We start from the raw sequence: 23,815 nt of genomic DNA on the forward strand, positions 1-23,815 counted from the left end.
TCTGACAGGCGCCCGCCGCGGAGCTACAGGTGGTCCGCCACATGAAAGTGCTGGGCGAGGCGTTCGAGCGTGAACTCCTGCCGCAACTTGCAGGCGCTGTTCTGGTTGGCGAACATCCCCTTCTCCCAGTAGGCCTGCTCGGCGGGCACCGCTTCGAACCAGCGCGCCGGGACGACCCACTCGGCCCGGTCGTCCGATTGCGGTTCACTCGGGCCACCATGCGTGTAGATCCCCGTCAGAGGCTGAGTGGCCAACGGCACCTCGACTCCGTCGACAGTCACATGAGCCCGGTCGAAGCGTTGCGCCGGACCGATCGTTTCGCCGATTGCGACGTAGCCCGCCCCGGGGATGCATACGTTGATTCGTGCCCTCGGGAAGGTCGCGCAGGGTCCGCGAGTACCACGCTCCGCCGCCGGCAGAGACGAATCCGTATCTTCGCGCGTCCTTCCATGATCGGCCCCCGCCCGCATCCCCGAAGGAGACGAACCAGTCGCGCCCGTTCCACTCCGCGCGCTTGCCCTTCTTCTTGTTGCCGTATGACGTTGCCTCCCCTTCCAGTTCTTCGCTCACCAACCAGGTGCGGGCGAGGTAGCGCCTGCCCTCATCCTCGAGGTAGGCGAAGAAGACGACGTTTATGGGGACGCCGAATGTGCCACTCAGATATCTGACGATCCGTTCCGAGCTCTCGTCGAGGTCGGTTGCGACGACGACCAGCTTGAGGTCAGCGTTGAGTTCGTCAGGCACCGAGGTGCCGAAGCACTCTACGAATGCCGCCTCGAAGGGCGCCTCACCGAGATGGTCGTTCGCGATGTCGATTACCTGTTCGCGCTGGAGGTTTGTCACCCACGACCCGTAGTCAAGGACTTGAGCGACGACGTCCCGAGGTGTCTTGTCCCGCTTGAGTTCGAGCACGTGCAGGTTTCCCTCGATGTCCATGGCGAGCAGATCGATGAACTTGCCGTGCGGGGTCTTCAGCTGTCGGCCGATGACAAGGAGCCGCTCGCCGAGCAGCGACGGATCCTGTTCGAGGTAGGCCTCCAGCGTCGCCTCGGTAGGCAACTTCGCCGCTGCCAGGCGCAGCGGCTTGTCCCCGTCGATGCGCCACATTCCCATCTCTACTGGCATGGTTGACAGCTTGCCCTAAAAACACGCGCATTCGCAGCGCGGTGAGGACTGCACTCGGTCCCGCTCCCTGAGAACGACATCACTCGGCTATTGACAAGAATCCCTTTCAATACGAGTCTTGTGGCGTGCTCGACATCGAAGTCCTCGACGCTCCGGAGGCGGCGGGTGCGGCCCTGAGCCCGGTGCGGTCGCGCATCCTCGCGATGCTGGCCCAGCCGGGTTCGGCAACCACCGTCGCTCAGGTCCTTGGGCTGACCCGTCAGCAGGTGAACTACCACTTGCGCGCCCTCGAAGCGCACGACCTCGTCACCGAGGTCGAAGTCCGGCAGCGCCGGGGCCTGCACGAGCGCATCGTCCAAGCGAGCGCCGCGGCATACGTCGTCTCGCCCACCGCGCTCGGACCGGCCGCCGCCGGCATCGACACCATCGACCGGCTCTCCACCCGATACCTCGTCTCGCTCGCTGCCCGCATGCTCGGTGAGGTGGCGACCTTGGCGCGGCGCGCCGAGGCGTCCGGCCGCAGCCTGCCCACCCTGGCGATCGACACCGAGATCCGGTTCGCCTCGGCACAGGATCGAGCGGAGTTCACGCGTGACCTCGCCGAGACTGTCACCACGCTCGCCGCGCGTTATCACGACGAATCCGCGCCCCGCGGCCGGTGGCACCGGCTCGTGATCGCGGCCCACCCGAGCCCGGCGGTGCCGTCGGGCCGATCGACGAAGGAGTCCTGAGATGACCGAAGACCAGCCACCTGCCAGGTCCATCGAGCTGTCCGTCGAGGTGCCCGGCACCCCGGAGGAGGTGTGGGCGGCCGTGGCCACCGGGCCGGGTATCTCGTCGTGGTACGTGCCGACGACCGTCGAGGAACGCGAGGGCGGCGCGACGACATCGGTCTTCGGGCCAGGTGAGGGTATGACCGTGCCCGGCAAAGTGACGGCCTGGGAGCCACCCCACCGCGTCGTGTTCGCGGGCGAGGGCGCCGACGCCGGGTTCGCGTTCGAGTGGTTGGTCGAGGCCCGCGACAACGGCAGTTGCGTTGTGCGGCTGATCAATTCCGGTTTCGGATCAGGCGATGACTGGGACGCGCAGTATGACGCGATGGAACAAGGCTGGGGTCTGTTCCTGCGCAACCTCCAACTGCACCTCGAGCACTTCCCCGGTAAGGCCGGCCACGCGATGCTGCCGACGGCCACGTGGCCGGGCAACCAGCAAGCAGCCTGGGAGACGATCGCGGCCGACCTCGGCATACCGCCCAATCCGGCACCTGGTCAGCGGATCCGGTCACGCAACGGTATGCCGCCGCTGGACGGCACGATCCTCGACAGCGAGCGCGGTTTCCGCGCGAGCGTGCTGCTCGAATCTCCGCTGCCCGGAACGGCATTCATCGCCGCTGAGGGAATAGGCGAGGAAGCCACGGGAGTCTCCGTGTGGCTCTATCTGTATGGCGATGACGCCGCCGATGTCGTGGCACGCGACGAGCCGCTCTGGCGCGCCTGGCTGGAGCGTTAGGAGGAGCCGGTCATGCCGAGCAGCCCGGCACCGGGGTAATCCACAGGCAGCGCGGTGACACGGGTTTATCCACAGCCACCGCGATGACCGGTGGTGACATTTGCGAATCCGTGGTGCCAGACCTGGTTGGCGCCCGTGGGCTCCTTGGCGAACGCAGCCTTGCGACGCTCGGCGAGCTTGCGCCGTTCGCGCTGGTACTGATCCGGCAGAATCAAGCCGCGGTCTCGCAACCGGCGCAGAACCGTCGCCTCCGACACGACGTGCCCGTCGTAGCGGACCATCGCCCAGATCTTGCGGTGCCCCCAGAGCGGATGCTCCCGGGCGTGCTTGTCGATCAGCTCGGCCGCAGCATCGCGGGCCGGCTGCGGCCACGGACCCTTCGCCCGTCGGCCAGCCCGAGCCTTGGCCTGCCACCGCCGCCAGGTCCGCTCCGGGATGTCGAACTTTCTGCACCACCTCGCGGTCGACATCCCAGACTCGACACGAATCACCTCGAGGTCCTTGAAGGGCCCAACCGGCCCTCCGCGCTCTTCTTCCACACCCGGATCTCAACGGCTGCCTCACCCAGGGCCTGCGTCAGATCCTCGACCTGCGCCTCCAGCTGCTCCTCCCGCGTCGACGGGCCGGACCGGCCCGCCGCCAACGCGGTCTTCCCCGCCTCGAGGAAGTCAGCCTTCCACCGGCCGATCGACTGCTCGCTGACCTTCTCCCGCCGAGCAGCCTCAGCGATCGACATCTCACCGGCAAGCACACTCAACACGATCCGAGTCTTCCGCTCGGGGGATCACAGGGGGTCTACCCATGTTCAGACTCTCCTTCAAGACCTACACAACGGCCCTGCCACAAAGTCGGTCAAGTCCGCTGGTGTACGAGGTTGATCCCTCGGTTGGGCGTGTCGGTCAGGCAGTGAGTGCCTGGAGTTCTGGCTCGGTCACCTCCTCGGCGATGGCGTGGTCGACGGCCTGGGCGCGTGCGAGGACGTCGAGTCCGAGGTAGCGGCGGCCTTCGGCCCACTCGTCGTGTTGCTCGGCCAGGACAGCGCCGACGAGCCGGATGATGCTGGCCCGGTCGGGGAAGATCCCGACCACGTCGGTACGCCTACGGATCTCGCGGTTGAGCCGCTCGTTGGGGTTGTTCGACCAGATCTGGCGCCAGATCTCCTTCGGAAACGCGGTGAACGCCAGGATGTCGGTACGGGCTTCCTCAAGGTGCTCGGCCACGGCGGGCAGCTTCTCGGCCAGGGCGTCGACGACCCGGTCGAACTGAGCGTGCACCGCGTCAGAGTCGGGCTGGTCGTAGATCGAGTGCAGCAACGCTTTGACCCAGCCCCATGACGACTTCGGGGTCGCGGACATCAGGTTCGCTGCGTAGTGGGTGCGGCACCGCTGCCACGCCGCGCCGGGCAACGTGGCGCCGATCGCTGAGACCAGGCCGGCGTGCGCGTCGGAGGTGACCAGCTTGACCCCCGTGAGGCCGCGGGCGGTCAGGTCGCGGAAGAACGCCAGCCACCCCGCGCCGTCCTCACTGGAGGTGACCTGCACGCCGAGGATCTCCCGATGCCCGTCAGCGTTCACGCCGGTCGCGACCAGCACGTGCACCGGCACCACCCGGCCGCCCTCGCGGACCTTCAGCACCAGGGCGTCGGCGGCCACGAACGTGAACGGACCGGCGTCCTCCAGGCGGCGGGTGCGGAACTGCTCGACGTGCTCATCGAGCTCCTTGGCCATCACCGAGACCTGGGACTTCGACAGGCCGGTGATGCCGAGGGTCTGGACAAGCTTGTCCATCCGCCGCGTGCTCACGCCGAGCAGGTAGCAGGTCGCCACCACCGAGGTGAGCGCCCGTTCAGCGCGCTTCCGGCGCTCCAAGAGCCAGTCCGGGTACAGGCTGCCGGTGCGGAGCTTGGGCACCGCCACGTCGAGCGTGCCGACGCGGGTGTCGAGGTCGCGGTGGCGGTAGCCGTTGCGGGAGTTGACCCGCTCCGGGGTGCGCTCCCCGTAGCCGGCGCCGCACACCGCGTCGGCCTGCGCGGAGAGCAGCGCGTTGACGAACGTGGTCAGCAGGTCCCGCATCAGATCAGGGCTCGCCTGGGACAGCTGCTCGTTCAGGAACTGGGCAGGGTCGATACTGGGCACAGCGGTCATCAAGGTGTCCTTCTTCGAGTCGGTTGTGAGAGATCACTCGAAGGATCCACCTGGTGGCCGCGCCTACGTTGAAGGCACGCGCTCACTCAGGTCCGTCGTACACCACTCTGCTGGACTCCACTACAAAGTCTGACGCGCGACAGCAGCATGAAATCAGCACACGCCCCGCTCAAATGCGGAGAGCCATTTATCTCTGCAGTAAACGCCCGGCCCGTCTTCGGCGCCTCGTGCCACACATGCCTTCCCGCTCGGGTTGCGGCGGGCCATAATTCGCCTTTCACGTGCCCGGCTTGCCGTCTTCGGAGCTGGGCCTTGACACCCCTGCACCGGGTACCCCCGCATCAGTACCGCACCTGCCGCTGGGCAGTCGATGCATCACCTGTCCGAACGGAATCGACCGGCCCCACGCTGATCACTGCTCCCACACCGCCGAAGCACTTCAACCGATCCGTCACTGCAGCATCATCGAGAAGCCGTCCTCGACACCGGCAGGTCCCGGGCCCGCTGGCTGTGATGTCTTCGCGCTGGCGGCGTCGGCGGGGAGAGGATTTCGCAGTGAGCAGCACCGCTCTCTCCGGGATCGAGGCGACCACCGAATCCGGCCCGCGGTGCTGCACGAAACCTTGGGAGCTCCATCGAGCCAGTGGCAATCCGGCCCGTGGTTGCCTCACCATGGAGCGGTGACTGCTGAGCGTTGCCGATCCACCGCCGATCCTGCCGAACCCCTTTCCGATGCCGAGCTGCTCATCGGCCTGGTGGTCTCACCATCCCTGAGTGCGATGCTCGGCCCCGAGGTCACCACCTCGGTGCGCAAGATTTTGGTGCAGCGGTATCCGGGAGTGCGCTGGCAACTGAAGATGGCCGAAGACCGGCTGGTCGATCCACCCACCGAGACCTTGGACCTGCTGGAGGCGGCCCGAAACCGCGTGCTGGAGGAGAACTGGGATTTGGCCGTGGTGCTCACCGAGATCCCCCTGAAGACCGGCCGACGTCCGGTGCTCACCCAGCTCAGCCCCGTGCACGGGGTAGGACTGGTCTCCGTCCCAACCCTGGGAGCCGTGCACGTGCGGCAGAAGGTGCAAGAGACCACCGTGCACGTGGTCGGGCAGCTCCTGGGCTACGACGCCGAAGACCTCAACGCCCAGCGGGATCTTGCTCGAAGAGCCCACCAGCTGTCCACCGATCTCGACGAACGCCCGGACGACAACGTCGTGCAGTTCACGGCCCGAGTGCTGAGCGGCAACGTGCGGTTGCTGCTGGGCATGATCCGCGCCAACCAGCCTTGGGCCTTCGTGGCCCGGCTCTCCCGGGCGATGGTCGTGGCAGCGGCCACCGGCATGCTGACATTGGTGGCCTCGGACCTATGGGTACTGGCCATGGCCTACGGGCCGGTGCGCCTGGTCCTGCTGGCGGTGATGGCGATCGGGGCGGTGAGTGCCACCCTGATCCTGGGAGCCGACTTGTGGGAGCGCCCACGGCGGCGAGCCCAACGTGAGCAGGTGATCCTGTTCAATTTGGCCACCACCGCGACCGTGGCCATCGGGGTTGTGGTGTTCTACCTCGGCTTATTCATCCTGTCCTGGGTCGGCGCGCTGCTGCTCATCGACGAGCAGGTACTGGCCGGTGTCGCCGGTCACCCAGTGAACGCTTTGGACTACGCGAAGATCAGCTGGCTCACCGCCAGCCTGGCCACCGTGGGCGGAGCACTAGGAGCTGGACTGGAGGACGACGATGTGGTGCGCGCCGCTGCCTACACCCGGTCCAGCACCTGACACAGCCCCAGCACAGAAGAAACTGAAACATCTACGCGTTGATGCCACGTCTATGCAGGTGTCATTGCCGGTCGCGATGACTTGGTGGGCTCAGCGCAGTGCGCTGCCTCGTACTCGGCGGGTGGGGCGTTGCCGAGGCGGGTGTGCGGGCGGGCGCTGTTGTACCTGTCGATCCGGGATCCGCACCGCCCTGCCGGACGCGCGGATCGCAGTCGACAAGTGGCATCTCGTCGCCCTCGCCAACCTCATGGTCACCCAGGTCCGTCAACGGATCACCCGGCAACTGCACGGCCGCCGCGGCACCGCCACCGACAAAGTCTGGGCCAGCCGGCAACTGCTGCTCACCGGCTACGAGCACCTCACCGTGAAGCAAAAGGCCCGGTTCAACGCCGCCCTCGCCGCCGAGGATCCGACCAACGAGATCGCCGCCGCGCATGCCGTCAAGGAACGCCTGCGCCTGCTGCTGGCCGAACACCAGCCGCACCAGATCCGGCGCAGGCTGTACGACTTCTACGACGCCGCCGCCCGCGCCGACATTGAGGAAACCAGCCGCCTGGCGACCACGATCGACACCTGGTGGCCAGCGGTGCTCGTCGCGCTCACCGAGGATGTGACCAACGCCCGCACCGAGGGCTTCAACCGGATCATCAAGCAAACCAAGCGTGTCGGATGCGGCTTCACCAACATGGGCGCTACCCAATGACAGCTTGGCCTCGACCGTGTCCGAGCAGCGTCACAACTGTCAGACGACGGCTGGTGGGCCTTGTCCCAGCCGGTCCTCCCATCCCCGATGGAAGGGTCCGGAACTGCCCATCTCGGCCAGAGTGGACAGCACCATCGCATCCGGGGGTGACCCACACGCAAGCCTGCTCGCAGGCGTCGAACTGCCGATCGCAGGCATGAGCAGCCAGCAGCGGTCAGGTCTGTGACGTCGTCGGCTGGCGGGGCTCGTCGGCGACTTCGTTGGCTGGGTCACCGTTCAGTGCCGAACCTGTCGACAGAACCATTGCTGCCGAACCATTGCTGCCGAACCATTGCTCGCGGGTGGCATCAAGACCATCATTAACAGCTCCCGGTAGAGGACAAAAGAGTTTCCAGGCGTAGCCATAGGGGTCGATGCACTCGGCGTATCGCTCCCCCCAAGACGAGTCCTGAGCCGCTGCCGTCAGCTCGCACCCGACACCCACGACATAGTCGACCGCAGCGTCAACGTCGTCGACGGTGATCCCGATCACCATCCCCAGTCCACGCGGGCCTGCCACGGTCATGCGTTCCCGCGTGCTGTCCGGGAACGGCATACCCACGAGGGCATCGACCAGCAGCTGCAGGTTGCCTCGACGCAGAATGGCCATGATCGTGCGGCCGTCGGGGCCAGGTATCCCGGCAACGCGCTCGAAGCCGAGGCCTGCGTAGAAGTCTGTTGCCGCAGGAACGTCGCCGACCCGCAGCCCCACCTTGAAGTCAGGTTCATCGCTCACACGTGGCGCCTGCATAGTCACGTCGTCCTCGCCGTGGCCGATGGGATGCCACCAGCGTGCCGTCGAATCAGGTATGCAGCGGAGAGCTGGTTGGCGACAGCAGCGGGGCCGACCCGTTGGTCGTGCAAGACGCCCGGCGACACGACCACCTGTCGAGCCCGCCGCTGAATGATCAGCTCCGTGATGCCGCCCCAAGTGGGGCTTTCGCCGCTTCGACCAATCCTTGGCGCTCCAGCGTCGTTAGGGGGATAGTTCACCATGTGGCGCGTGCCCTCGAAGCCACGGCGATGGCCAACCGGTGTCGAGATGCAGCGACGCTCGCACGCTCGTGTGCGGAGTACTTTGCGCAGGCCGACCATTCGAGTGATCTCGAGCGAGATCCGGGCCTGCTCGCCGCTCCTCACTCTTGGCGCTCGGAGGAGTACGACGCTGACCACTCTGCAACCCGGCGGGAACTCTCCTCTTCGGATAGGTCCTCAACACGGCTCATAACCGACCAGCGCACGCCGAATGGGTCGCGGATGCTGGCGTATCGGTCGCCCGACACGAAGGTGGAGAGCTCTTCGCGTACCGTTGCTCCGGCCGCGACCGCGCGCGCGACGACGGCATCGACGTCAGGGACATAGAGTCCGAGGGAGTAGCAGGCCTTGTCGTCTTCCGGAGGTGGCACAAGCCGATAGTCCGGGCTGGGAACACCCAGTTGGAGTTGGCCGAGTTCGAAGTCGAGGTCGGCGTGAACCAATTGGCCGTTCATCTCGGCGACGTCGATGACGCGTGCGCCGAAGACGTCGCGGTAGAACTCGATCGCGCCAGCTGCATCCGTCAGCGCTAGGAACGGGGTCAGTGATGTCATGCTGTGAGGCCGACCCTCGGTTGTGAATGAGCCGGTGACTCCCCGGCATGGTGTCTCTTTCTGTGTCATCCGGCCACCGTACGGGCGTGACTGCGCCGGCCGCTTGGAGATGCGCGCCACCTGTCGACGCCGGTTGAAAGCTAACCCTGTGTCGCCGCTCGAATCTTGACCCCCGTGGCTGACTCTCGACTCATTCGAGTCGAGGGGGTCGTGGGGAGTGTTGAGCGTGGAGGACTGGGCTGAGATCCGCCGGTTGCATCGGGCGGAGGGGATGGCGATCAAGGCGATCGCGCGCCGGTTGAAGATCTCTCGGAACACGGTGAGGTCGGCGATCGGCTCGGACGGGCCGCCGAGGTACGTCCGGACGCCGTCGGGGTCGGCGGTGGACGGGTTCGAGCCGAGGATCCGTGAACTGTTGGCGGAGGTGCCGACGATGCCGTCGACGGTGATCGCGGAGCGGATCGGCTGGACGCGTGGGATCACGGTGTTGAAGGAACGGGTCGCCGACCTCCGGCCGGCCTACCTCCCGCCGGACCCGGCCTCCCGGACCGCCTACCAAGCTGGCGAGATCGCCCAATGTGACTTCTGGTTCCCACCGATCCAGCTGCCGGTCGGGTTCGGGCAGGTACGCCGGCCTGCGGAGTTGCCGGTGTTGACGATGGTCACCGGCTACTCCCGCTGGTTGTCGGCGGTACTGGTCCCTTCCCGGGTGAAGTACGACCTGTTCGCCGGGTGGTGGCAACTCATCGACGGCCTTGGCGCCACCCCCAGGGTGTTGGTGTGGGACGGCGAGGGGGCGATCGGCCGGTGGCGGGCAGGGCGGCCCGAGCTGACCGAGGAGTGCCAGGCGTTCCGCGGCACCCTCGGGGTCAAGGTGATCGTGTGCCGCCCGGCCGATCCCGAAGCCAAAGGGCTGATCGAACGCTGCCACGACCACCTCGAGCGCTCGTTCCTGCCCGGGCGCACCTTCACCGGTCCGGACGACTTCAACACCCAACTCCACGAATGGCTGGCGGTGGTCAACACCCGCAGGCGCCGCGCGCTGGGCTGTGCACCGACGGATCGGATAGCAACCGACAAGGCGGCGATGGTATCGCTGCCACCCGTGGCTCCGGTAACCGGATGGCGGTCATCAACCCGGCTGGCCCGCGACCACTATGTGCGGATCGACTCCAACGACTACTCGGTGCATCCGGCCGTGATCGGGCGCCGGATCGAGATCGTGGTCGACCTGCACCGCGTGCAGGCGCTGTGTGAGGGCCGGCTGGTCGCCGACCACGAACGGCTGTGGTGCAAACACCAAACCATCACCGACCCAGCCCATGCCGCCGCCGGCCACCAGCTGCGCCGGGCCCGTACCGGCATGCTTCGGCCCGTGCCCGACAGCGAGGTGGAGCAACGCAACCTGAGTGTGTACGACCACCTGGTCACCGACGATGAGGGCGGAGTTGCGTGATGGCCACCAAGACCGAACGCGACACCGGGCCGCGAATCTCACTGAGCCGGTGGGCGAAATGGCTCGGCGGCTCGACCTCGGTCAGCGTTTCCGCCCTGACCCGGCCAGACTTACGTTCGAAGTACTGTCGCTCCGGGATAGCTTCCAACGCGCGGCCGACCCGTGTTGGCGCACACAGCAGCGCTCGATCAGTGGGAAAAGCCTTGGGCTGATCATTTCGGCCCGCGCGGCTGCGTCGCCCTTGTCTCGCCGGCCAGCTAGCCCGTCCGTTGGCACGCAGTGGCCCAAGAAGTCGTCTCGACTCGTGGGGCGGATCGACCGGAGCAGCGGTGCCTACCCGGGCCGCAAGCCGTGGGTGGCGAGCAGGGCCCGGGCACGTCCCAGGTCGCGGTCCTCGCGCTCGAGGTACCAGCGCTTGCGGGTCCGTTCGTCGGCGTCCTGGTGCAGGACGTCCTTGAACCGGCGGAAGGCTCCCTTGCCCCCGATGGCGATCTCGAGGCGGCGCCGCAGGTCGAGGTCGGCGACGGTATCGATGAAGGCGGCCATGTCCTGCCAGCCGTCGCGGCTGCCGGCGGGAGCGACCCATACCCAGTCCGGGTCGTCCGCGACGGCGATCGCCACGTCCTCGCCGACGTATGCCGCGTCCGTCAGCACAGAACCGATCGCCTGCCCGGTCCGGATGTTGAGGTAGCCCCCTCGTGCTCGCCGCCGCCCATCGAGTCGGTCATGATCACGGCGAACTCGTCCAGATCGACGGGCACCGCCCGGGGGGCGATTCCTCCGCACGCTCCCGCAGGGTTGCCAGCAACTCCTCGGACAGCAGGTCGTCGCCTTCCCACCCGCGGTCCAGCGCGCGATAGTGCAGCGACGCGATGATGCCGAACAGGTCGTTCTTCCGCGCTACTGGGGCCGACCGGTGCAGCGAAAGGGCGGACACGGCAATCTGCTGCAGCGCTGGCTCGAGATCGACGCCCGAGACCGCGTCGATGAGGGCGTCGACGTCACCGGCCGCGGACGCCGTGCGCACCGGCCCGAGATCGACAAGTGCCGGCAGGACGCGATGGCGGGCGTACTTGTCGAGCGCGGCCGGCACCTCGTTCGGGGGCGGCGGCACGTCCTCGTCGTCCTCGCCGCTGTCTCCGTTCCACCGCCGGCCGTACTGGTCCGGGATGGTCCCCCAGCCCCAGATCGGGACGGGCTCGCTCGGGTCCGGCCGTACACTGCGGCCGGATCGGCATACCCGTCAAAGGTGCAGAGGTGGAGCCAGTCGTCGCCGAGGGTCGAAGGTGTAGGCGAACTGCGGGTCGACCGTCGCGACGCGCTTCTTGACGATCTCGCGCAACGAGATGACTTTCGGTAATAGAGTCGGCCACCTCGCCCTATTCGCCCGAAAACGGCTGTTGCCTGGGTCCACCCGAAGGCGGCTGAAGACACCGGTCGTCCCGCTTCCAGAGAACGACGGGGGTCGCGCCACGTGTGGACTTTCCTCGCGGACCGCTGGGCTGACGTGTTGTACCGCTCGTTCCAACACGTCAGCCTTGTCGTGCAATCCGTGGCGTTGGCGACGCTCATCGCGATCGCGCTCGCCGTGCTCGTCACCGCGATCGGCGGGCTGCGGCCGGCGGCCAACGCCGTCACGGCCGTCGGCCTGACGATCCCCTCGTTCGCGCTGCTGGGCCTGGTCATCCCGCTCGTCGGCATCGGGATCATGCCCTCGGTCATCGCCGTGACCTTCTACGCGATCCTGCCGATCCTGCGCAACGCGGTGGTCGGGCTCGACGGCGTCAACCCGACCCTCGTCGAGTCGGCCCGCGGCATGGGGCTGAGCCCGACCGCGACCTTCCTGCGGGTGCGGCTGCCGCTGGCCTGGCCGGTCATCGTCGCGGGCCTGCGGGTCTCGACCCAGATGTCGATGGGCGTGGCCGCGATCGCCGCCTACGCCCTGGGCCCCGGCCTCGGCGGCTACATCTTCACCGGGCTGAGCCAGATCGGCGGGGCCAACGCCCTGAACTACGCCCTCGTCGGCACCGTCGGCGTCGTCGTTCTCGCGCTGCTTCTCGACGGCCTGCTCGTGCTGCTGGGCCGCCTGACCACCTCCAGGGGGATCCGTGACTGAGAACCACACCGGCGTCACCGGCGGTGCCCTGCAACTGCGCGACGTGACGAAGATCTACGACGGCCAGTCCACGCCCGCGGTCGACGCGTTGACCCTCGACATCCCGGCCGGCGAGATCGTCATGTTCGTCGGACCCTCCGGCTGCGGCAAGACGACGTCGCTGAAGATGATCAACCGCCTCATCGAGCCGAGCTCGGGCACGATCACGATCGACGGCGACGACATCAAGGGGCACAACGTCGACGAGCTGCGCCGCACGATCGGCTACGTCATCCAGGGCGGCTCGCTGTTCCCGCACATGAGCGTCGCCGCGAACATCGGCGTCGTGCCCGGCCTGCTGAAGTGGGACAAGAAGCGCATCGCGGCCCGCACCGACGAGCTGCTCGACCTCGTCGGCCTCGACCCGGCCCGCTACCGCGACCGCTTTCCCCGCGAGCTGTCCGGGGGCCAGCAGCAGCGCGTCGGGGTGGCGCGCGGCCTGGCCGCCGACCCGCCGGTCGTGCTCATGGACGAGCCGTTCGGGGCCGTCGACCCGATCACCCGACAGCGCCTGCAGGACGAGCTGCTGCGCATCCAGCGCGAGGTGCGCAAGACGATCGTGTGCGTCACCCACGACATCGACGAGGCGATCAAGCTCGGTGACCGCATCCTCATCCTGCGCGAGGGCGCCAAGATCGCCCAGTACGACACCCCCGAGACGATCCTGGCCGCCCCCGCCGACGATTTCGTCGAGGACTTCGTCGGATCGGGCTCCGCGCTGAAGCAACTCAGTCTCGCGCGGGTCGACGACCTGAGGATCGACGAGGTGTCCACCGCCCGCGTCGGCGAGCGGGTCGACCAGGTGCGCCGGCGCTCGGCCGGGAGCCCGTGGGTCGTCGTCGTCGACGACCGCGCCCGCCCGCTGGCGTGGGTGCGCGACCGGGCGCTGCGCGGCGAGACGATCACGCGGCCGAGCGGCCCGCCTCCGGCGATGCTCGACCGGCGCGCGACGCTCAACGACGCCCTCGACACCATGCTCGTCAACACGCACACCGGGGCGCTGGTCACCGGCGACCACGACGAGGTGATCGGCATGATCTCCTTCGAGGCGGTCACCGAGCACATGCGCACGATGAACCGCGCCGCGCAGGAGCGCTCCGCGAGCAAGGACGACACCGACGGCACGCTGCCCGCCGATGAGCTCGAGGCCGAGCCGAACACCGAGGCGACCGAGGAGCCGAAGGAGCCGACGGAGCCGGAGCGGCGGCCGTGACCGCCACCCCCGACATCCAGCAGTCCCGCGGGTCGGGGCGCCTCGGGCTGCTCATCGGGCTCCCGGTGCTCGTCGCCGTCATCGGCGGCGGCTGGGCGATCTGGCGCGCCACCGCCGACCTCGACGACATCGAGGCCCGCGCGCTGTCGTGGGACCAGGTGGCGGCGCTGACCTGGCAACACGTCGTCATCACCGTCATCTGCGCGGTGCTCGTCGTCGCGATCGCCGTGCCGCTGGGGGTGCTGCTGACCCGGCCCGGCACCCGCCGCCTCGGCGGACCGGTCGTCGCGGTCGCGAACATCGGCCAGGCGGCCCCGGCCATCGGGCTGCTCGTGCTGCTCGCCATGTGGCTCGGGTTCGAGCCGAGCACGACGATCATCGGCCTCACCCTCTACGCGATCCTGCCGGTGCTGCAGAACACGATCGCCGGCCTCTCGGGCGTCGACCGGCAGCTCGTCGAGGCGGCCCGCGGGATGGGCATGTCGAAGAGCGCGGTGCTCCTGCGCGTCGAGCTGCCGCTGGCGATCCCGGTCATCATGGCCGGGGTGCGCACCGCGCTCGTGCTGCTCGTCGGCACCGCCACGTTCGCGACATTCGTCAACGCCGGAGGCCTGGGGCAACTCATCACCACCGGCATCACCCTGTTCCGCTACCCGGTGCTCGTCAGCGGAGCTCTCCTCGTGGCGCTGCTCGCGCTGCTCGTCGACTGGGCCGGGCGGGTGCTCGAGCTGCTGGCCCGCCCGAAGGGGTTGTGAGCGATGAACCACGACAGGGTTCGGGGCCGGTCGCGGCTGCGACGGCTCACGGTGGCGCTGGCCACCGCCGCCTGCATGGGCGCGAGCGCCGCCTGCGGGCTCGGCACCGCCGGCGGCTACTCCCCCAGCGGCCGGCTCGCGGGGCCCCTGGCCGGGGTGCCGAGCCTGGAGGGGCAGACGATCGCCGTCGGCTCGAAGCACTTCACCGAGCAGCTCGTGCTCGGCAAGATGCTCGTCATCCTGCTGCAGTCGGACGGCGCGACGGTGCGCGACTACACGAACATCCCCGGCAGCGCGAGCTCCCGGCAGGCCCAGATCGAGGGGCAGATCGACGTCGCGTGGGAGTACACCGGCACCGCGTGGATCTCGTATCTCGGCCAGGCCGAGGCGATCCCGAACGAGGCGCAGCAGTTCGCGGCCGTGCGGGACGCCGACGCGGCGCAGAACCAGCTCGTGTGGCTCAAACCGGCTCCGATGAACAACACCTACGCGTTCGCCACCCGGCAGGACACCGCGCAGCGGCTCGGCGTGCGCAGCCTCTCGGACCTGGCCAGGGTGCCGCCAGCCCAGCGCACGTTCTGCGTCGACTCCGAGTTCGCCGCCCGCAACGACGGCTTCCAGCCGATGCTGAGCACCTACGGGCTGACGTACGGCCGGGACGTCACCGACGCCAACGTCAGCCTCATGACCGAGGGCGCGATCTACGCGGCGATCGACTCCGGGCAGTGCACGTTCGGCGAGGTCTTCACCACCGACGGGCGCATCAAGTCGCTCAACCTCGCGGTGCTGGAGGACGACAAGAACTTCTTCCCGAAGTACAACGTGTCGGTCGTCGTGCGCCAGCAGACCCTCGAGCAGGCGCCGCAGCTGCGGCAGCTGCTCGAGCCGGTCACCGACGCGCTCACCGACGACGTACTCATCGAGCTCAACGCCCGGGTCGACGTCGACGGCGAGGAGCCGGTCGACGTCGCCTGGTCGTGGCTGCAGGAGGCCGGCTTCCTCACCGCCGGCTGAGGCTCACCGCCGGCTGAGGCTCACAGCCGGCCGGCGCCAAGGGCGTCGGCGAGTGCCTGCTGGGAGGCGCGCGGCCGTAGCGCTCCGCCGGCGCAGCCGGTGAGGCCGGGGCTGTGCCGGGTGGTGATCGCAGGGGCAGCGCGACCGGCGCGGCGCGGCCACGCCACGCGGATCGAGGGCAGCGACGGCAGGTGCGCGCTCATCACGAGTCCTGCGAGGTCGAGCCGGGCGCCTGCGGGATCGAGCCGGGGTTCTGGCCGGTCTGACTCTGACCCGTCTGACCCGTCGGCCCCATCGGCCCCATCTGGCCGGGCGGGGGAAGCTGCCCGCGACGCCCACCCGGCCCACCCGGCCCACCGCCCGGACCGCCCATGCGGCCCTGGCTCATCCCCGCGTCGGAGCCGGTGCCCTGCGGCACGGCGGAGGCGACCCCCGCGGTGCCGACGGTGGCGACGCCGATCGCCAGCGCCGCGACGATCGCGGTCTTCTTGCCGCTCCAGCGCGGGGGCGCCATCGCGGGCGAGGCCGGCACCGCGACCTGCGGCTGCGTGCCGGTCGGAACGTGCGTCGGCTCGGCCGACGGCGACTGCTGCATGACATCTCTCCTGTTCGGGACCGGGCCCGGACGGGCTCGGGTCAGCGCGTGCCGGGACGCGCCCGGGTCGGTGGAATCGCCGACGACACCCACACTCGGGCGGGAGGCTATGCGCCCCCTGTGCGGCCCGTAGCGGACCCCTGAGCGTTTCTCACTGCCCGAGACGACCGCCGTCCACGTCGGGAGAAAGCGTGAAATCCAGTGCTGCCCAGGGCAAATCGACTTACCGTCGAGTAGCTTTTGGCCTCATTTTCGACCGCTTCTTTACCGCGTGCGTACTCGCCGGCCTCGGGCGCGTAACGTCCGCTCGATATCCTGAGCGTCATGCTTGACAAACCGATCAGTAGCAACGGGGCGGTCCACCGGGGCCGCCCCGATCGCCGTCCGCTCTCGCTCGCCCTGCAGGGCGGAGGGTCGCACGGCGCGTTCACGTGGGGCGTGCTCGACCGTCTCCTGGAGGCCGACCGCTACCGGATCGACGCGATCACCGGCACGAGCGCCGGCTCCGTCAACGCCGTGGCCCTGGCTCACGGCCTCACCGTCGGCGACGCCGACACGGCCCGCGACACGCTGGCCCAGGTGTGGGAATCGGTCTCCATGCCGATGGACCTCATGCTCACCGGCAGCGACCAGCGGCCCTCGCTCAACCTGCTCGCCAAGGTCGGGCTCTCGATGACGATGGCGATGTCGCCCGGGCAGTTCAACCCGCTCGGGCTCGACCCGCTGCGCACGATCCTGACCCGGCACCTCGACATCGAGCGGCTGCGCACCGACCCGGCGGCGCCCGCCCTCTACCTCGCGGCCACCAACGCCGACACCGGGCGACCGCGCATCTTCACGAACGCCGACCTGACGATCGACGCGGTGCTGGCCTCGGCCTGCCTCCCGAGCGTCCACGAGCCGGTCGAGATCGACGGTGAGCGGTACTGGGACGGCGGCTATTCGGCCAACCCGCCGCTGCAGCCGCTGCTCACCGCCGGCCCGCACGATGCGCTCATCGTGCTCATCGTGCCGACCCGGCACGCCGGCACCCCGGTGCGGCCGGCCGCGATCCAGGCTCGCGAGTCGGAGTTCGCCTTCACCACCGCCTTCCTGCGGGAGGCCGAGCTCATGGCCGACGCGACGACCCGCGCGCGCCGCACCCGGTGGCCGTTCGGCGGCGAACTCGAACGCTCGCTGCGCCAGATGCGCTGGCACCTCATCGACGCGGAGGAGTACATCGCGACCCTCGACCCGCAGACCCGGGTCGTGACGCACCTGCCGTTCCTGCGCTCGCTGCGCGACGCGGGCCGCGACCACGCGACCGACTGGCTGAGCACCGGCGGCACGCACGTCGGCGACGCCTCGACGATCGACCTGCGCACCCTGCAGGCCGCGGTCTGACCCGCCCCCGGGCGCGGCCGGGCCCGGCTCATAGGTGACACACAGGAGTCGCATAGTCTCCCCTGACCGGAGCCGGGGTTCACTGGAGTCATGTCGAGCACAACCGGCCGCTCCAGCGCGAAGAGCCCCGTCCTGACCCGCCCCGACGGTTCCCCCGTGCGGGTGCTGGTCGTCGACGACGAGGCCAACCTCACCGAACTGCTGGGCATGGCCCTGCGCTACGAGGGCTGGGAGGTGCGCTGCGCCTCCACCGGGATCGCCGCCGTGCGGGCCGCCAAGGAGTTTCGGCCCGACGCCGTCGTGCTCGACATGATGCTGCCCGACTTCGACGGCCTCGAGGTGCTGCGCCGCATGCGCGGGGAGGACCCGAACATCCCGGTGCTCTTCCTCACCGCGAAGGACGCCGTCGAAGACCGCGTCGCGGGACTGACCGCCGGCGGCGACGACTACGTCACCAAACCGTTCAGCCTCGAGGAGATCGTGGCGCGGGTGCGGGCCCTCATGCGGCGCACGGCCGTCGTCGCCGCGGAGGCCGACCACCTGCTCGTCGTCGGCGACCTCACCCTCGACGAGGACTCCCACGAGGTGACCCGCGGCGGCGAGGCGATCAACCTCACCGCCACCGAGTTCGAGCTGCTGCGCTACCTCATGCGCAACCCCAAGCGCGTGCTCAGCAAGGCGCAGATCCTCGACCGGGTGTGGAACTACGACTTCGGCGGCCAGGCCAACGTCGTCGAGCTCTACATCTCCTACCTGCGCAAGAAGATCGACGCGGGTCGCGACCCGATGATCCACACCCTGCGCGGCGCCGGCTACGTGCTCAAGCCGGCCGCCTGACCCATGACGCAGGGTTCGTCGGCCCAGGCCAGAGTCGTCGGCGGCGCCACCCAGGCCCCCCGGCCGCACCGGCGCCGGCTCCTGCAGGGGTGGAGCCTGCGGCGCAAGCTCGTCGCGTCGATGCTCGCGCTGTTCGTCGTCGTCAGCCTGCTCACCGGGCTCGGCACGCTGCTGACCATGCAGCGCTCCCTGGAGTCCGAGCTCGACCAGCAGGTCGTCTCGCAGTCCGGGCGGTTCCGGCCCGACATCGAGCCAGACGGCTTCCACGGCCGCGGCCCCGGCCCGGGCCTCGGCGGCGACTTCCTGCTGCTGCAGCTCGAGGGCGGGGTGCCGGTGGAGAGCGTCGCGTTCACCCGCGACGGCACGGCGACGGCCCTGACCTCCGCCCAGGTCTCGACCCTCACCTCGGCGGGGCTGAGCAACCACCCCCGCACCGTCGACCTCGACGGCCAGCTCGGCCGGTACCGCCTCGTCGCCACGACCCGCGGCGGCTCGACGATCATCACCGGCCTGCCCACCGCGCGGCTCGACGAGAGCCTGGACCGGCTCCGCGAGCTGACCCTCGGCCTCGGCGTCGGGGGTCTGATGCTGCTCGGCGCCGGTTCGACCTGGCTGGTGCGGCGCAACCTGCGGCCCCTGGAGCGGGTCGCCGCCACCGCCACCCGCGTGTCGACCATGCCCTTGTCCAGCGGCCAGGTGCAGTTGGCGGAGCGGGTGCCGGCGGCCGACACCGACCGGCGCACCGAGGTGGGCCAGGTCGGCGCGGCCCTCAACGACCTGCTCGACCACGTCGACTCCGCCCTCAACGCCCGGCACGCCAGCGAGCAGCGGCTGCGCCAGTTCGTCGCCGACGCGAGCCACGAGCTGCGCACGCCGCTCGCGTCGATCCGCGGCTACGCCGAGCTGTCGCATCGCGAGCGCGAACCCGTGCCGCAGACCGTGCGGCACGCCCTCAACCGCATCGAGTCGGAGGCGGGCCGCATGAGCTCGCTCGTCGAGGACCTGCTGCTGCTGGCGCGGCTCGACGCCGGCCGGCCGCTGGAACGCGCGCCGGTCGACCTGACCCGGCTCCTGCTCGACGCCGTCAGCGACGCGCAGGTCGCCGGCCGCGACCACCACTGGCGCCTCGACCTGCCCGACGAGGCGGTCGAGGTCGTCGGCGATCAGGCCCGGCTCACCCAGGTCGTCGTCAACCTGCTCGCCAACGCCCGCGTGCACACCCCCGCCGGCACGACGGTCACCGGGCGCGTGCGCCGCACCGACGTCTGCGGAGACGGTGTGGTCGGCGACGTCGTCATCGAGGTCGAGGACGACGGCCCCGGCATCGACCCCGACCTGCTCCCGCGCATCTTCGGCCGGTTCACCCGCGGCGACACCGCCCGCGTGCGCGCCGGCGGCTCCACCGGTCTCGGCCTGTCGATCGTGCAGGCCGTCGCGCAGGCGCACCACGGTGGCGTCGATGTCGAATCCCGGCCCGGGCGAACAGTTTTCCGCGTCATCCTGCCCGGTGATGCCGCTGCGGCGTGAGCCGGACGACGGCCGCGACCGCCGCGTCGGCGAATCCGACCCCCGAACCCGCCCCAGGACCCGGCCTTGCACGGCGCTGACCTCTTCATTAGCCTCGCCTAAGTAAGGTAAGCCTTTCCTCAGGGAAGCTCTTCGTCGTTCGCCGTTGCCCTCACTTCGCCTGCCCGACAAGGACATTCTGCCGTGACCCGCGCCGCCCGTCTCGCCCCCTTCGCCCTGGCCTCCATGCTGGCACTCACCGCGTGTAGCTCCGGCGCGGCCGAAAGCGGCGGCACCGCCTCCGAGGGGGGTGCGGGCACGATCACCATCACCGACAACAACGGTCAGGTGCAGGTGCCGACCAACCCGGCGCGGGTGGTCGCCCTCGACAACACGTCCTTCGAGACGCTGCACGCGATGGGCGTCAAGCCGGTCGCGGTGCCCAAGCGGCTGCTGCCGAACTCGATGCAGGCGTGGAACGACGACCCGGAGATCCTCGACGTCGGCACCCACACCGAGCCCAAGCTCGAGGTCATCAACGAGGCCGCGCCCGACCTCATCGTCGGCGGCAAGCGCTTCCTGCGGCACACCGACACCCTGAAGACCATCGCCCCGGTCGTCGACCTCGCGCCGAACGTCGAGCAGTCCGGCTACCTCGACAAGCTGAAGAACCAGACGACCGCGCTCGGCCAGATCTTCGGCCAGGAGGAGATGGCGACCCAGCTCGGCCAGGAGCTCGACACCGCGAGCCAGGCCGCCGCGCAGTCGACCACCGGTCAGTCGGTCTTCCTCGCCAACCACAACGGCGGCAAGATCGACAACGGAGCCGGTCGCATGGCGCCGCTCATCCAGCCGCTCGGCATGACCGACGTGTTTGCCGCCACCGACCAGCCGACCGGCGGCAGCGCCACCCCGGGTTCGGAGTCGGTGCACCAGGATTCGGGTCTGGCCCCGGAGACCATCGCGGCCGTCGACCCCGACTGGATGATCGTCATGGACCGCGACGCCGCCACCGCCGAGCCCGGCGAGACCGTCACCGCGGCCAAGGCCACCGTCGACGCCCAGCGGGCCTGGGCCAACACGACCTTCATGCAGCGAAACCAGGTGGTCTACCTCGAGCCCGACTTCTACACCACCGAGGGCATCCAGGCGTACACCCGGGCCTACCAGGCGATCAACACCACCGCCTCCCAGTGACGGGCAGCGCGTAGCCCATGCCCCTGAGCGCACCCACCCTCGCCAGGACCGCGATCGTCGCAGGCGTCGCGGTCCTGGCGGTGCTGTCGCTGGCCGTCGGCCAGTACGACATCTCGCTGACGTCCCTGTTCACCGGCGGCGACGCCGCGCAGATGTTCTCGCTGTCGCGGGTGCCGCGCACGCTCGCGCTCGTGTTCTCCGCGATCGCGATGAGCGTGTGCGGCGTCATCATGCAGATGATCACGCAAAACAAGTTCGTCGAGCCGACGACCGCCGGCACGAGCCAGTGGGCGGGCCTCGGCGTGCTCGTCGTGCTGCTCGTCGCGCCCGGCTCCCCGCCCCTGGTGCGGATGGGGGTGGCCAGCGTATTCGCCCTCGTCGGCACGCTGCTGTTCCTCGCCATCCTGCGCCGGGTGCGCTCGCAGACCCACGGCGCCCGCGGCTCGCTCGTCGTGCCGCTCGTCGGCATGATGCTCGGGGCCGTCGTCGGGGCGATCGTCACGTTTCTCGCGGCCCAGTTCAACCTGCTGCAGTCGATGGCCGCATGGCGCTCCGGCGGCTACTCCAGCATCGTCGCCGGCTTCTACGAGCCACTGTGGGCGGTGCTCGTCGTCGCGGTGCTCGCCTGGATCGCCGCCGACCGGTTCACGGTCGTCGGCCTCGGCCGCGACATCGCCACCAACGCGGGCCTGAACTACGAACGCACGGTCTTCTACGGCACGTGCCTCGTCGCCATCGCCACCGGGATCACCGCCGTCGTCGTCGGGTTCATCCCGTTCCTCGGGCTCGTCGTGCCGAACATCGTCTCGATCCTGCTCGGCGACGACCTGCGCCGGAACCTGCCCTGGGTGGCCCTGCTCGGCGTCGCCCTGCTGCTCGCCTGCGACCTGGTCGGGCGCACGATCGTCGCGCCGATGGAGATCCCGGCGTCGGTGGTGCTCGGCGTCGTCGGCGCGGTCACCTTCATCGCCCTCGTCCTGCGGCAACGATCCAAGGCGGCCTGAGATGAGTCAGACCTCGTCCCGGCCGGTGTCCACGGCCCCCACCCCGGCTGCCCGGGCCGGCGCGCGCGAGGGCACCGGTTCGGCCTCCGTCTCCGGGGGGCGGCGCCGGCCCGCGCTGAGCCCGGCGGCCCGGCTCACGATCGTGGGGCTGCTCGCGGCCGCGGCGATGTCGCTGTTCCTGTTCGGATTCATCCGCGGCTCCTGGGAGTTCGCGCTGACGCTGCGCAGCGCGACCGCGGGGGCCATGCTGGTCGCGGCGTTCACCCAGGGCGTGGCGACCGTCATCTTCCACACGGTCACCGACAACCGGATTCTCACGCCGTCGATCATGGGCTTCGACTCGATGTTCGTGCTCATGCAGACGGTGCTGGTCACCCTCTTCGGCGGCACGGTCATCGCGCTGACCGACAACGTGACCGGGCTGCTCGCGCAGACCGCCGTCATGGTGCTGTTCGCGACCGCGCTCTACGGCTGGCTGCTCGGCGGGCGGTACTCGAACCTGTTCGTACTTCTGCTCGTCGGCGTCGTGCTCGGCATGGCCTTCGACTCGATCTCGACGTTCCTGCAGCGCCTGCTGCACCCCACCGACTACGACCTGCTCGCGCTCAAGCTCTTCGGCCGCATGAACGCGGTGGAGCCGGTGCTGCTGCCGCTGGCGTTCGGAGTCTGTGTGCTCGCCGGGGTCGTCGTGTGGCGGCGCCGGCACGTGTACGACGCGCTGCTGCTCGGGCGGGAGGCGGCCACGAGCGTCGGGGTTCCGCACCGGCGCGAGCTGATCCTCGCGCTCGTGCTCGTCGCGGTGCTCGTGTCGATGTCGACCGCGCTCGTCGGGCCGCTGACGTTCTTCGGGTTCGTCATCGCGACGATCGCCTACGAGCTGGCCGGCACGTACCGGCACGCCTACGTGCTGCCGATGGCGGTCTTTCTCGGCGTCATCGCGCTGGCGGGCGGCCAGTTCGTCCTCCAGCACATCTTCTACGCCGCCGGGTACCTCACGGTCATCATCGAATTCACCGGCGGCATCCTGTTCCTGGCCCTCCTGTTGCGAAAGCGCACCCGATGATCACGTTCACCGACGTCTCCAAGGCCTACGGCGACCTGCGGGTGCTCGGGCCCGTCTCCGACACGATCCCCGCCGGCGGCATCACCTCGATCGTCGGGCCCAACGGCGCCGGCAAGTCGACGCTGCTGACGATCCTCGGTCGCCTGCTCGACCCGAGCACCGGCAGCGTGTGGGTCGGCGACCTCGAGGTGGCCGCGACGAAGTCGACGGTGCTCGCGCGCCGGCTGTCGATCCTGCGCCAGGAGAACCACATCACCGCGCGGCTCACCGTGCGCGACCTCGTCGGCCTCGGGCGCTACCCGCACTGCAAGGGCCGGATGCGCCCCGAGGACGTCGCCCACGTCGACGCGGCGCTGGAGTTCCTCGACCTGCGTCACCTCGCCGGGCGGTTCCTCGATGAGCTGTCCGGCGGGCAGCGCCAGCGCGCGTTCGTCGCGCTCGTGCTCGCGCAGGACACCGACTACGTGCTGCTCGACGAGCCCCTCAACAACCTCGACATGCGGCATAGCGTCGACATGATGGGCCACCTGCGCCGCGCCGCCGACGAGATGGGCCGCACGATCGTCATGGTCATGCACGACCTCAACTTCGCCGCCGCCTACTCCGACCGCATCATGGCGATGGCCGACGGCCAGATCGTGCGGCACGCCCCCGTCGCCGAAGTCATGGACGAGGCGCTGCTGAGCGACGTCTTCGGCACCCCGATCCGCATCCGCGACATCGACGGCCGCCCCACCGCGATCCTCCCCTCGCCAG

General features: G+C 69.4%; 26 protein-coding genes and 1 pseudogene. 16 read left to right on the top strand and 11 right to left on the bottom strand.

Annotation, left to right across the window (positions count from 1 at the left end; genetic code table 11):
• Window positions 1–23: 23 nt before the first annotated feature.
• Both PINTE_RS24905 and PINTE_RS12025 read right to left on the bottom strand, forming a co-directional pair.
• Window positions 24–149, bottom strand: a complete 126-nt coding sequence (locus PINTE_RS24905) for a hypothetical protein (RefSeq protein WP_306304855.1) — start codon at window positions 147–149, stop codon at window positions 24–26.
• A 42-nt stretch (window positions 150–191) separates the two neighbouring features.
• A pseudogene (locus PINTE_RS12025) lies at window positions 192–1,125 on the bottom strand (endonuclease NucS domain-containing protein); the annotation flags it as partial.
• Between the two features lie 125 nt (window positions 1,126–1,250).
• Here PINTE_RS12025 and PINTE_RS12030 point away from each other — a divergent pair.
• The gene (locus PINTE_RS12030) at window positions 1,251–1,856 is read left to right on the top strand and encodes a winged helix-turn-helix domain-containing protein (protein WP_068430749.1); all 606 of its coding nucleotides are present in this window, start codon (window positions 1,251–1,253) and stop codon (window positions 1,854–1,856) included.
• A gap of 1 nt (window position 1,857) precedes the next feature.
• A complete protein-coding gene (locus PINTE_RS12035) occupies window positions 1,858–2,634 on the top strand; it encodes an SRPBCC family protein (RefSeq protein ID WP_068430753.1) in 777 nt (258 codons plus the stop codon).
• Window positions 2,635–2,699: 65 nt separating this feature from the next.
• On the opposite strand, the gene PINTE_RS12040 is transcribed toward PINTE_RS12035, so the two are convergent.
• The 3 genes from PINTE_RS12040 to PINTE_RS12050 form a co-directional block, all read right to left on the bottom strand.
• The gene (locus tag PINTE_RS12040) at window positions 2,700–3,125 is read right to left on the bottom strand and encodes an IS3 family transposase (RefSeq protein WP_245642924.1); all 426 of its coding nucleotides are present in this window, start codon (window positions 3,123–3,125) and stop codon (window positions 2,700–2,702) included.
• Window positions 3,122–3,394 (bottom strand): transposase, encoded by a 273-nt coding sequence (locus tag PINTE_RS12045; protein ID WP_068430756.1) that lies wholly within the window; start codon window positions 3,392–3,394, stop codon window positions 3,122–3,124. The genes PINTE_RS12040 and PINTE_RS12045 overlap by 4 nt, the downstream gene beginning before the upstream one ends.
• Window positions 3,395–3,533: 139 nt before the next feature.
• Window positions 3,534–4,778, bottom strand: a complete 1,245-nt coding sequence (locus PINTE_RS12050; protein ID WP_068430759.1) for an IS256 family transposase — start codon at window positions 4,776–4,778, stop codon at window positions 3,534–3,536.
• 680 nt (window positions 4,779–5,458) lie between these two features.
• Between PINTE_RS12050 and PINTE_RS12055 the strand changes: the two genes are divergently transcribed.
• Together PINTE_RS12055 and PINTE_RS21955 are read left to right on the top strand one after the other, a co-directional pair.
• On the top strand, window positions 5,459–6,550 hold the full coding sequence (locus PINTE_RS12055; RefSeq protein ID WP_068430762.1) for a hypothetical protein: 1,092 nt from the start codon (window positions 5,459–5,461) through the stop codon (window positions 6,548–6,550).
• 76 nt (window positions 6,551–6,626) lie between these two features.
• Window positions 6,627–7,253 (top strand): transposase, encoded by a 627-nt coding sequence (locus tag PINTE_RS21955; RefSeq protein WP_245642926.1) that lies wholly within the window; start codon window positions 6,627–6,629, stop codon window positions 7,251–7,253.
• Window positions 7,254–7,467: 214 nt separating this feature from the next.
• Here the strand turns inward: PINTE_RS21955 and PINTE_RS12065 are convergent, their stop codons facing one another.
• Together PINTE_RS12065 and PINTE_RS12070 are read right to left on the bottom strand one after the other, a co-directional pair.
• Complete coding sequence (locus PINTE_RS12065; protein WP_084343525.1) at window positions 7,468–8,028, bottom strand: VOC family protein; 561 nt, start codon at window positions 8,026–8,028, stop codon at window positions 7,468–7,470.
• A 400-nt stretch (window positions 8,029–8,428) separates the two neighbouring features.
• On the bottom strand, window positions 8,429–8,950 hold the full coding sequence (locus PINTE_RS12070; protein ID WP_068430767.1) for a VOC family protein: 522 nt from the start codon (window positions 8,948–8,950) through the stop codon (window positions 8,429–8,431).
• Between the two features lie 148 nt (window positions 8,951–9,098).
• On the opposite strand from PINTE_RS12070, the gene istA reads away from it, so the two are divergent.
• Complete coding sequence (gene istA / locus PINTE_RS12075; RefSeq protein ID WP_068430770.1) at window positions 9,099–10,337, top strand: IS21 family transposase; 1,239 nt, start codon at window positions 9,099–9,101, stop codon at window positions 10,335–10,337.
• A 333-nt stretch (window positions 10,338–10,670) separates the two neighbouring features.
• Here the strand turns inward: istA and PINTE_RS12080 are convergent, their stop codons facing one another.
• Window positions 10,671–10,991 (bottom strand): hypothetical protein, encoded by a 321-nt coding sequence (locus PINTE_RS12080; protein ID WP_068430773.1) that lies wholly within the window; start codon window positions 10,989–10,991, stop codon window positions 10,671–10,673.
• Window positions 10,992–11,067: 76 nt separating this feature from the next.
• Entirely contained in the window at window positions 11,068–11,451 is a 384-nt protein-coding gene (locus PINTE_RS22735; protein WP_068430776.1) for a hypothetical protein, read from the bottom strand.
• A gap of 360 nt (window positions 11,452–11,811) precedes the next feature.
• Between PINTE_RS22735 and PINTE_RS12090 the strand changes: the two genes are divergently transcribed.
• From PINTE_RS12090 to PINTE_RS12105, 4 genes are read left to right on the top strand one after another with little or no spacing between them, the layout of a single operon-like run.
• Window positions 11,812–12,453 (top strand): ABC transporter permease, encoded by a 642-nt coding sequence (locus PINTE_RS12090; RefSeq protein WP_068430779.1) that lies wholly within the window; start codon window positions 11,812–11,814, stop codon window positions 12,451–12,453.
• Complete coding sequence (locus PINTE_RS12095) at window positions 12,446–13,705, top strand: ABC transporter ATP-binding protein (RefSeq protein ID WP_084343523.1); 1,260 nt, start codon at window positions 12,446–12,448, stop codon at window positions 13,703–13,705. Before PINTE_RS12090 ends, PINTE_RS12095 begins: the two co-directional genes overlap by 8 nt.
• Window positions 13,702–14,460 (top strand): ABC transporter permease, encoded by a 759-nt coding sequence (locus PINTE_RS12100; protein WP_245642925.1) that lies wholly within the window; start codon window positions 13,702–13,704, stop codon window positions 14,458–14,460. Before PINTE_RS12095 ends, PINTE_RS12100 begins: the two co-directional genes overlap by 4 nt.
• Before the next feature lie 3 nt (window positions 14,461–14,463).
• Complete coding sequence (locus PINTE_RS12105) at window positions 14,464–15,474, top strand: glycine betaine ABC transporter substrate-binding protein (RefSeq protein ID WP_068430782.1); 1,011 nt, start codon at window positions 14,464–14,466, stop codon at window positions 15,472–15,474.
• A gap of 20 nt (window positions 15,475–15,494) precedes the next feature.
• On the opposite strand, the gene PINTE_RS12110 is transcribed toward PINTE_RS12105, so the two are convergent.
• Window positions 15,495–15,677, bottom strand: coding sequence for a hypothetical protein (locus PINTE_RS12110; protein ID WP_068430785.1), 183 nt, complete (start codon window positions 15,675–15,677; stop codon window positions 15,495–15,497).
• Window positions 15,677–16,069 (bottom strand): hypothetical protein, encoded by a 393-nt coding sequence (locus PINTE_RS12115; protein WP_068430788.1) that lies wholly within the window; start codon window positions 16,067–16,069, stop codon window positions 15,677–15,679. The genes PINTE_RS12110 and PINTE_RS12115 overlap by 1 nt, the downstream gene beginning before the upstream one ends.
• Window positions 16,070–16,393: 324 nt before the next feature.
• Here PINTE_RS12115 and PINTE_RS12120 point away from each other — a divergent pair, with 324 nt between their 5' ends.
• From PINTE_RS12120 to PINTE_RS12150, 7 genes are all read left to right on the top strand, one after another.
• Complete coding sequence (locus PINTE_RS12120) at window positions 16,394–17,452, top strand: patatin-like phospholipase family protein (RefSeq protein ID WP_068430791.1); 1,059 nt, start codon at window positions 16,394–16,396, stop codon at window positions 17,450–17,452.
• Window positions 17,453–17,542: 90 nt separating this feature from the next.
• Entirely contained in the window at window positions 17,543–18,289 is a 747-nt protein-coding gene (locus PINTE_RS12125) for a response regulator transcription factor (RefSeq protein ID WP_068430794.1), read from the top strand.
• Window positions 18,290–18,292: 3 nt separating this feature from the next.
• Complete coding sequence (locus tag PINTE_RS12130; protein WP_068430797.1) at window positions 18,293–19,816, top strand: sensor histidine kinase; 1,524 nt, start codon at window positions 18,293–18,295, stop codon at window positions 19,814–19,816.
• A 183-nt stretch (window positions 19,817–19,999) separates the two neighbouring features.
• Window positions 20,000–20,992 carry a siderophore ABC transporter substrate-binding protein gene (locus PINTE_RS12135; RefSeq protein WP_217996576.1) on the top strand — a complete coding sequence of 331 codons (993 nt, stop codon included), beginning with the start codon at window positions 20,000–20,002 and terminating at the stop codon, window positions 20,990–20,992.
• Between the two features lie 17 nt (window positions 20,993–21,009).
• A complete protein-coding gene (locus PINTE_RS12140; protein ID WP_084343524.1) occupies window positions 21,010–21,996 on the top strand; it encodes an ABC transporter permease in 987 nt (328 codons plus the stop codon).
• Window position 21,997: 1 nt separating this feature from the next.
• Window positions 21,998–23,059 carry an iron chelate uptake ABC transporter family permease subunit gene (locus PINTE_RS12145; RefSeq protein ID WP_068430800.1) on the top strand — a complete coding sequence of 354 codons (1,062 nt, stop codon included), beginning with the start codon at window positions 21,998–22,000 and terminating at the stop codon, window positions 23,057–23,059.
• Window positions 23,056–23,815: iron ABC transporter ATP-binding protein (locus PINTE_RS12150; RefSeq protein WP_068430803.1), on the top strand; the 760-nt coding region annotated here is incomplete at its 3' end. The genes PINTE_RS12145 and PINTE_RS12150, both read left to right, overlap by 4 nt.

The sequence above is a fragment of the Piscicoccus intestinalis NBRC 104926 genome (genome assembly GCF_001515525.1).
GTDB classification, from domain to species: Bacteria; Actinomycetota; Actinomycetes; order Actinomycetales; family Dermatophilaceae; genus Kineosphaera; species Kineosphaera intestinalis.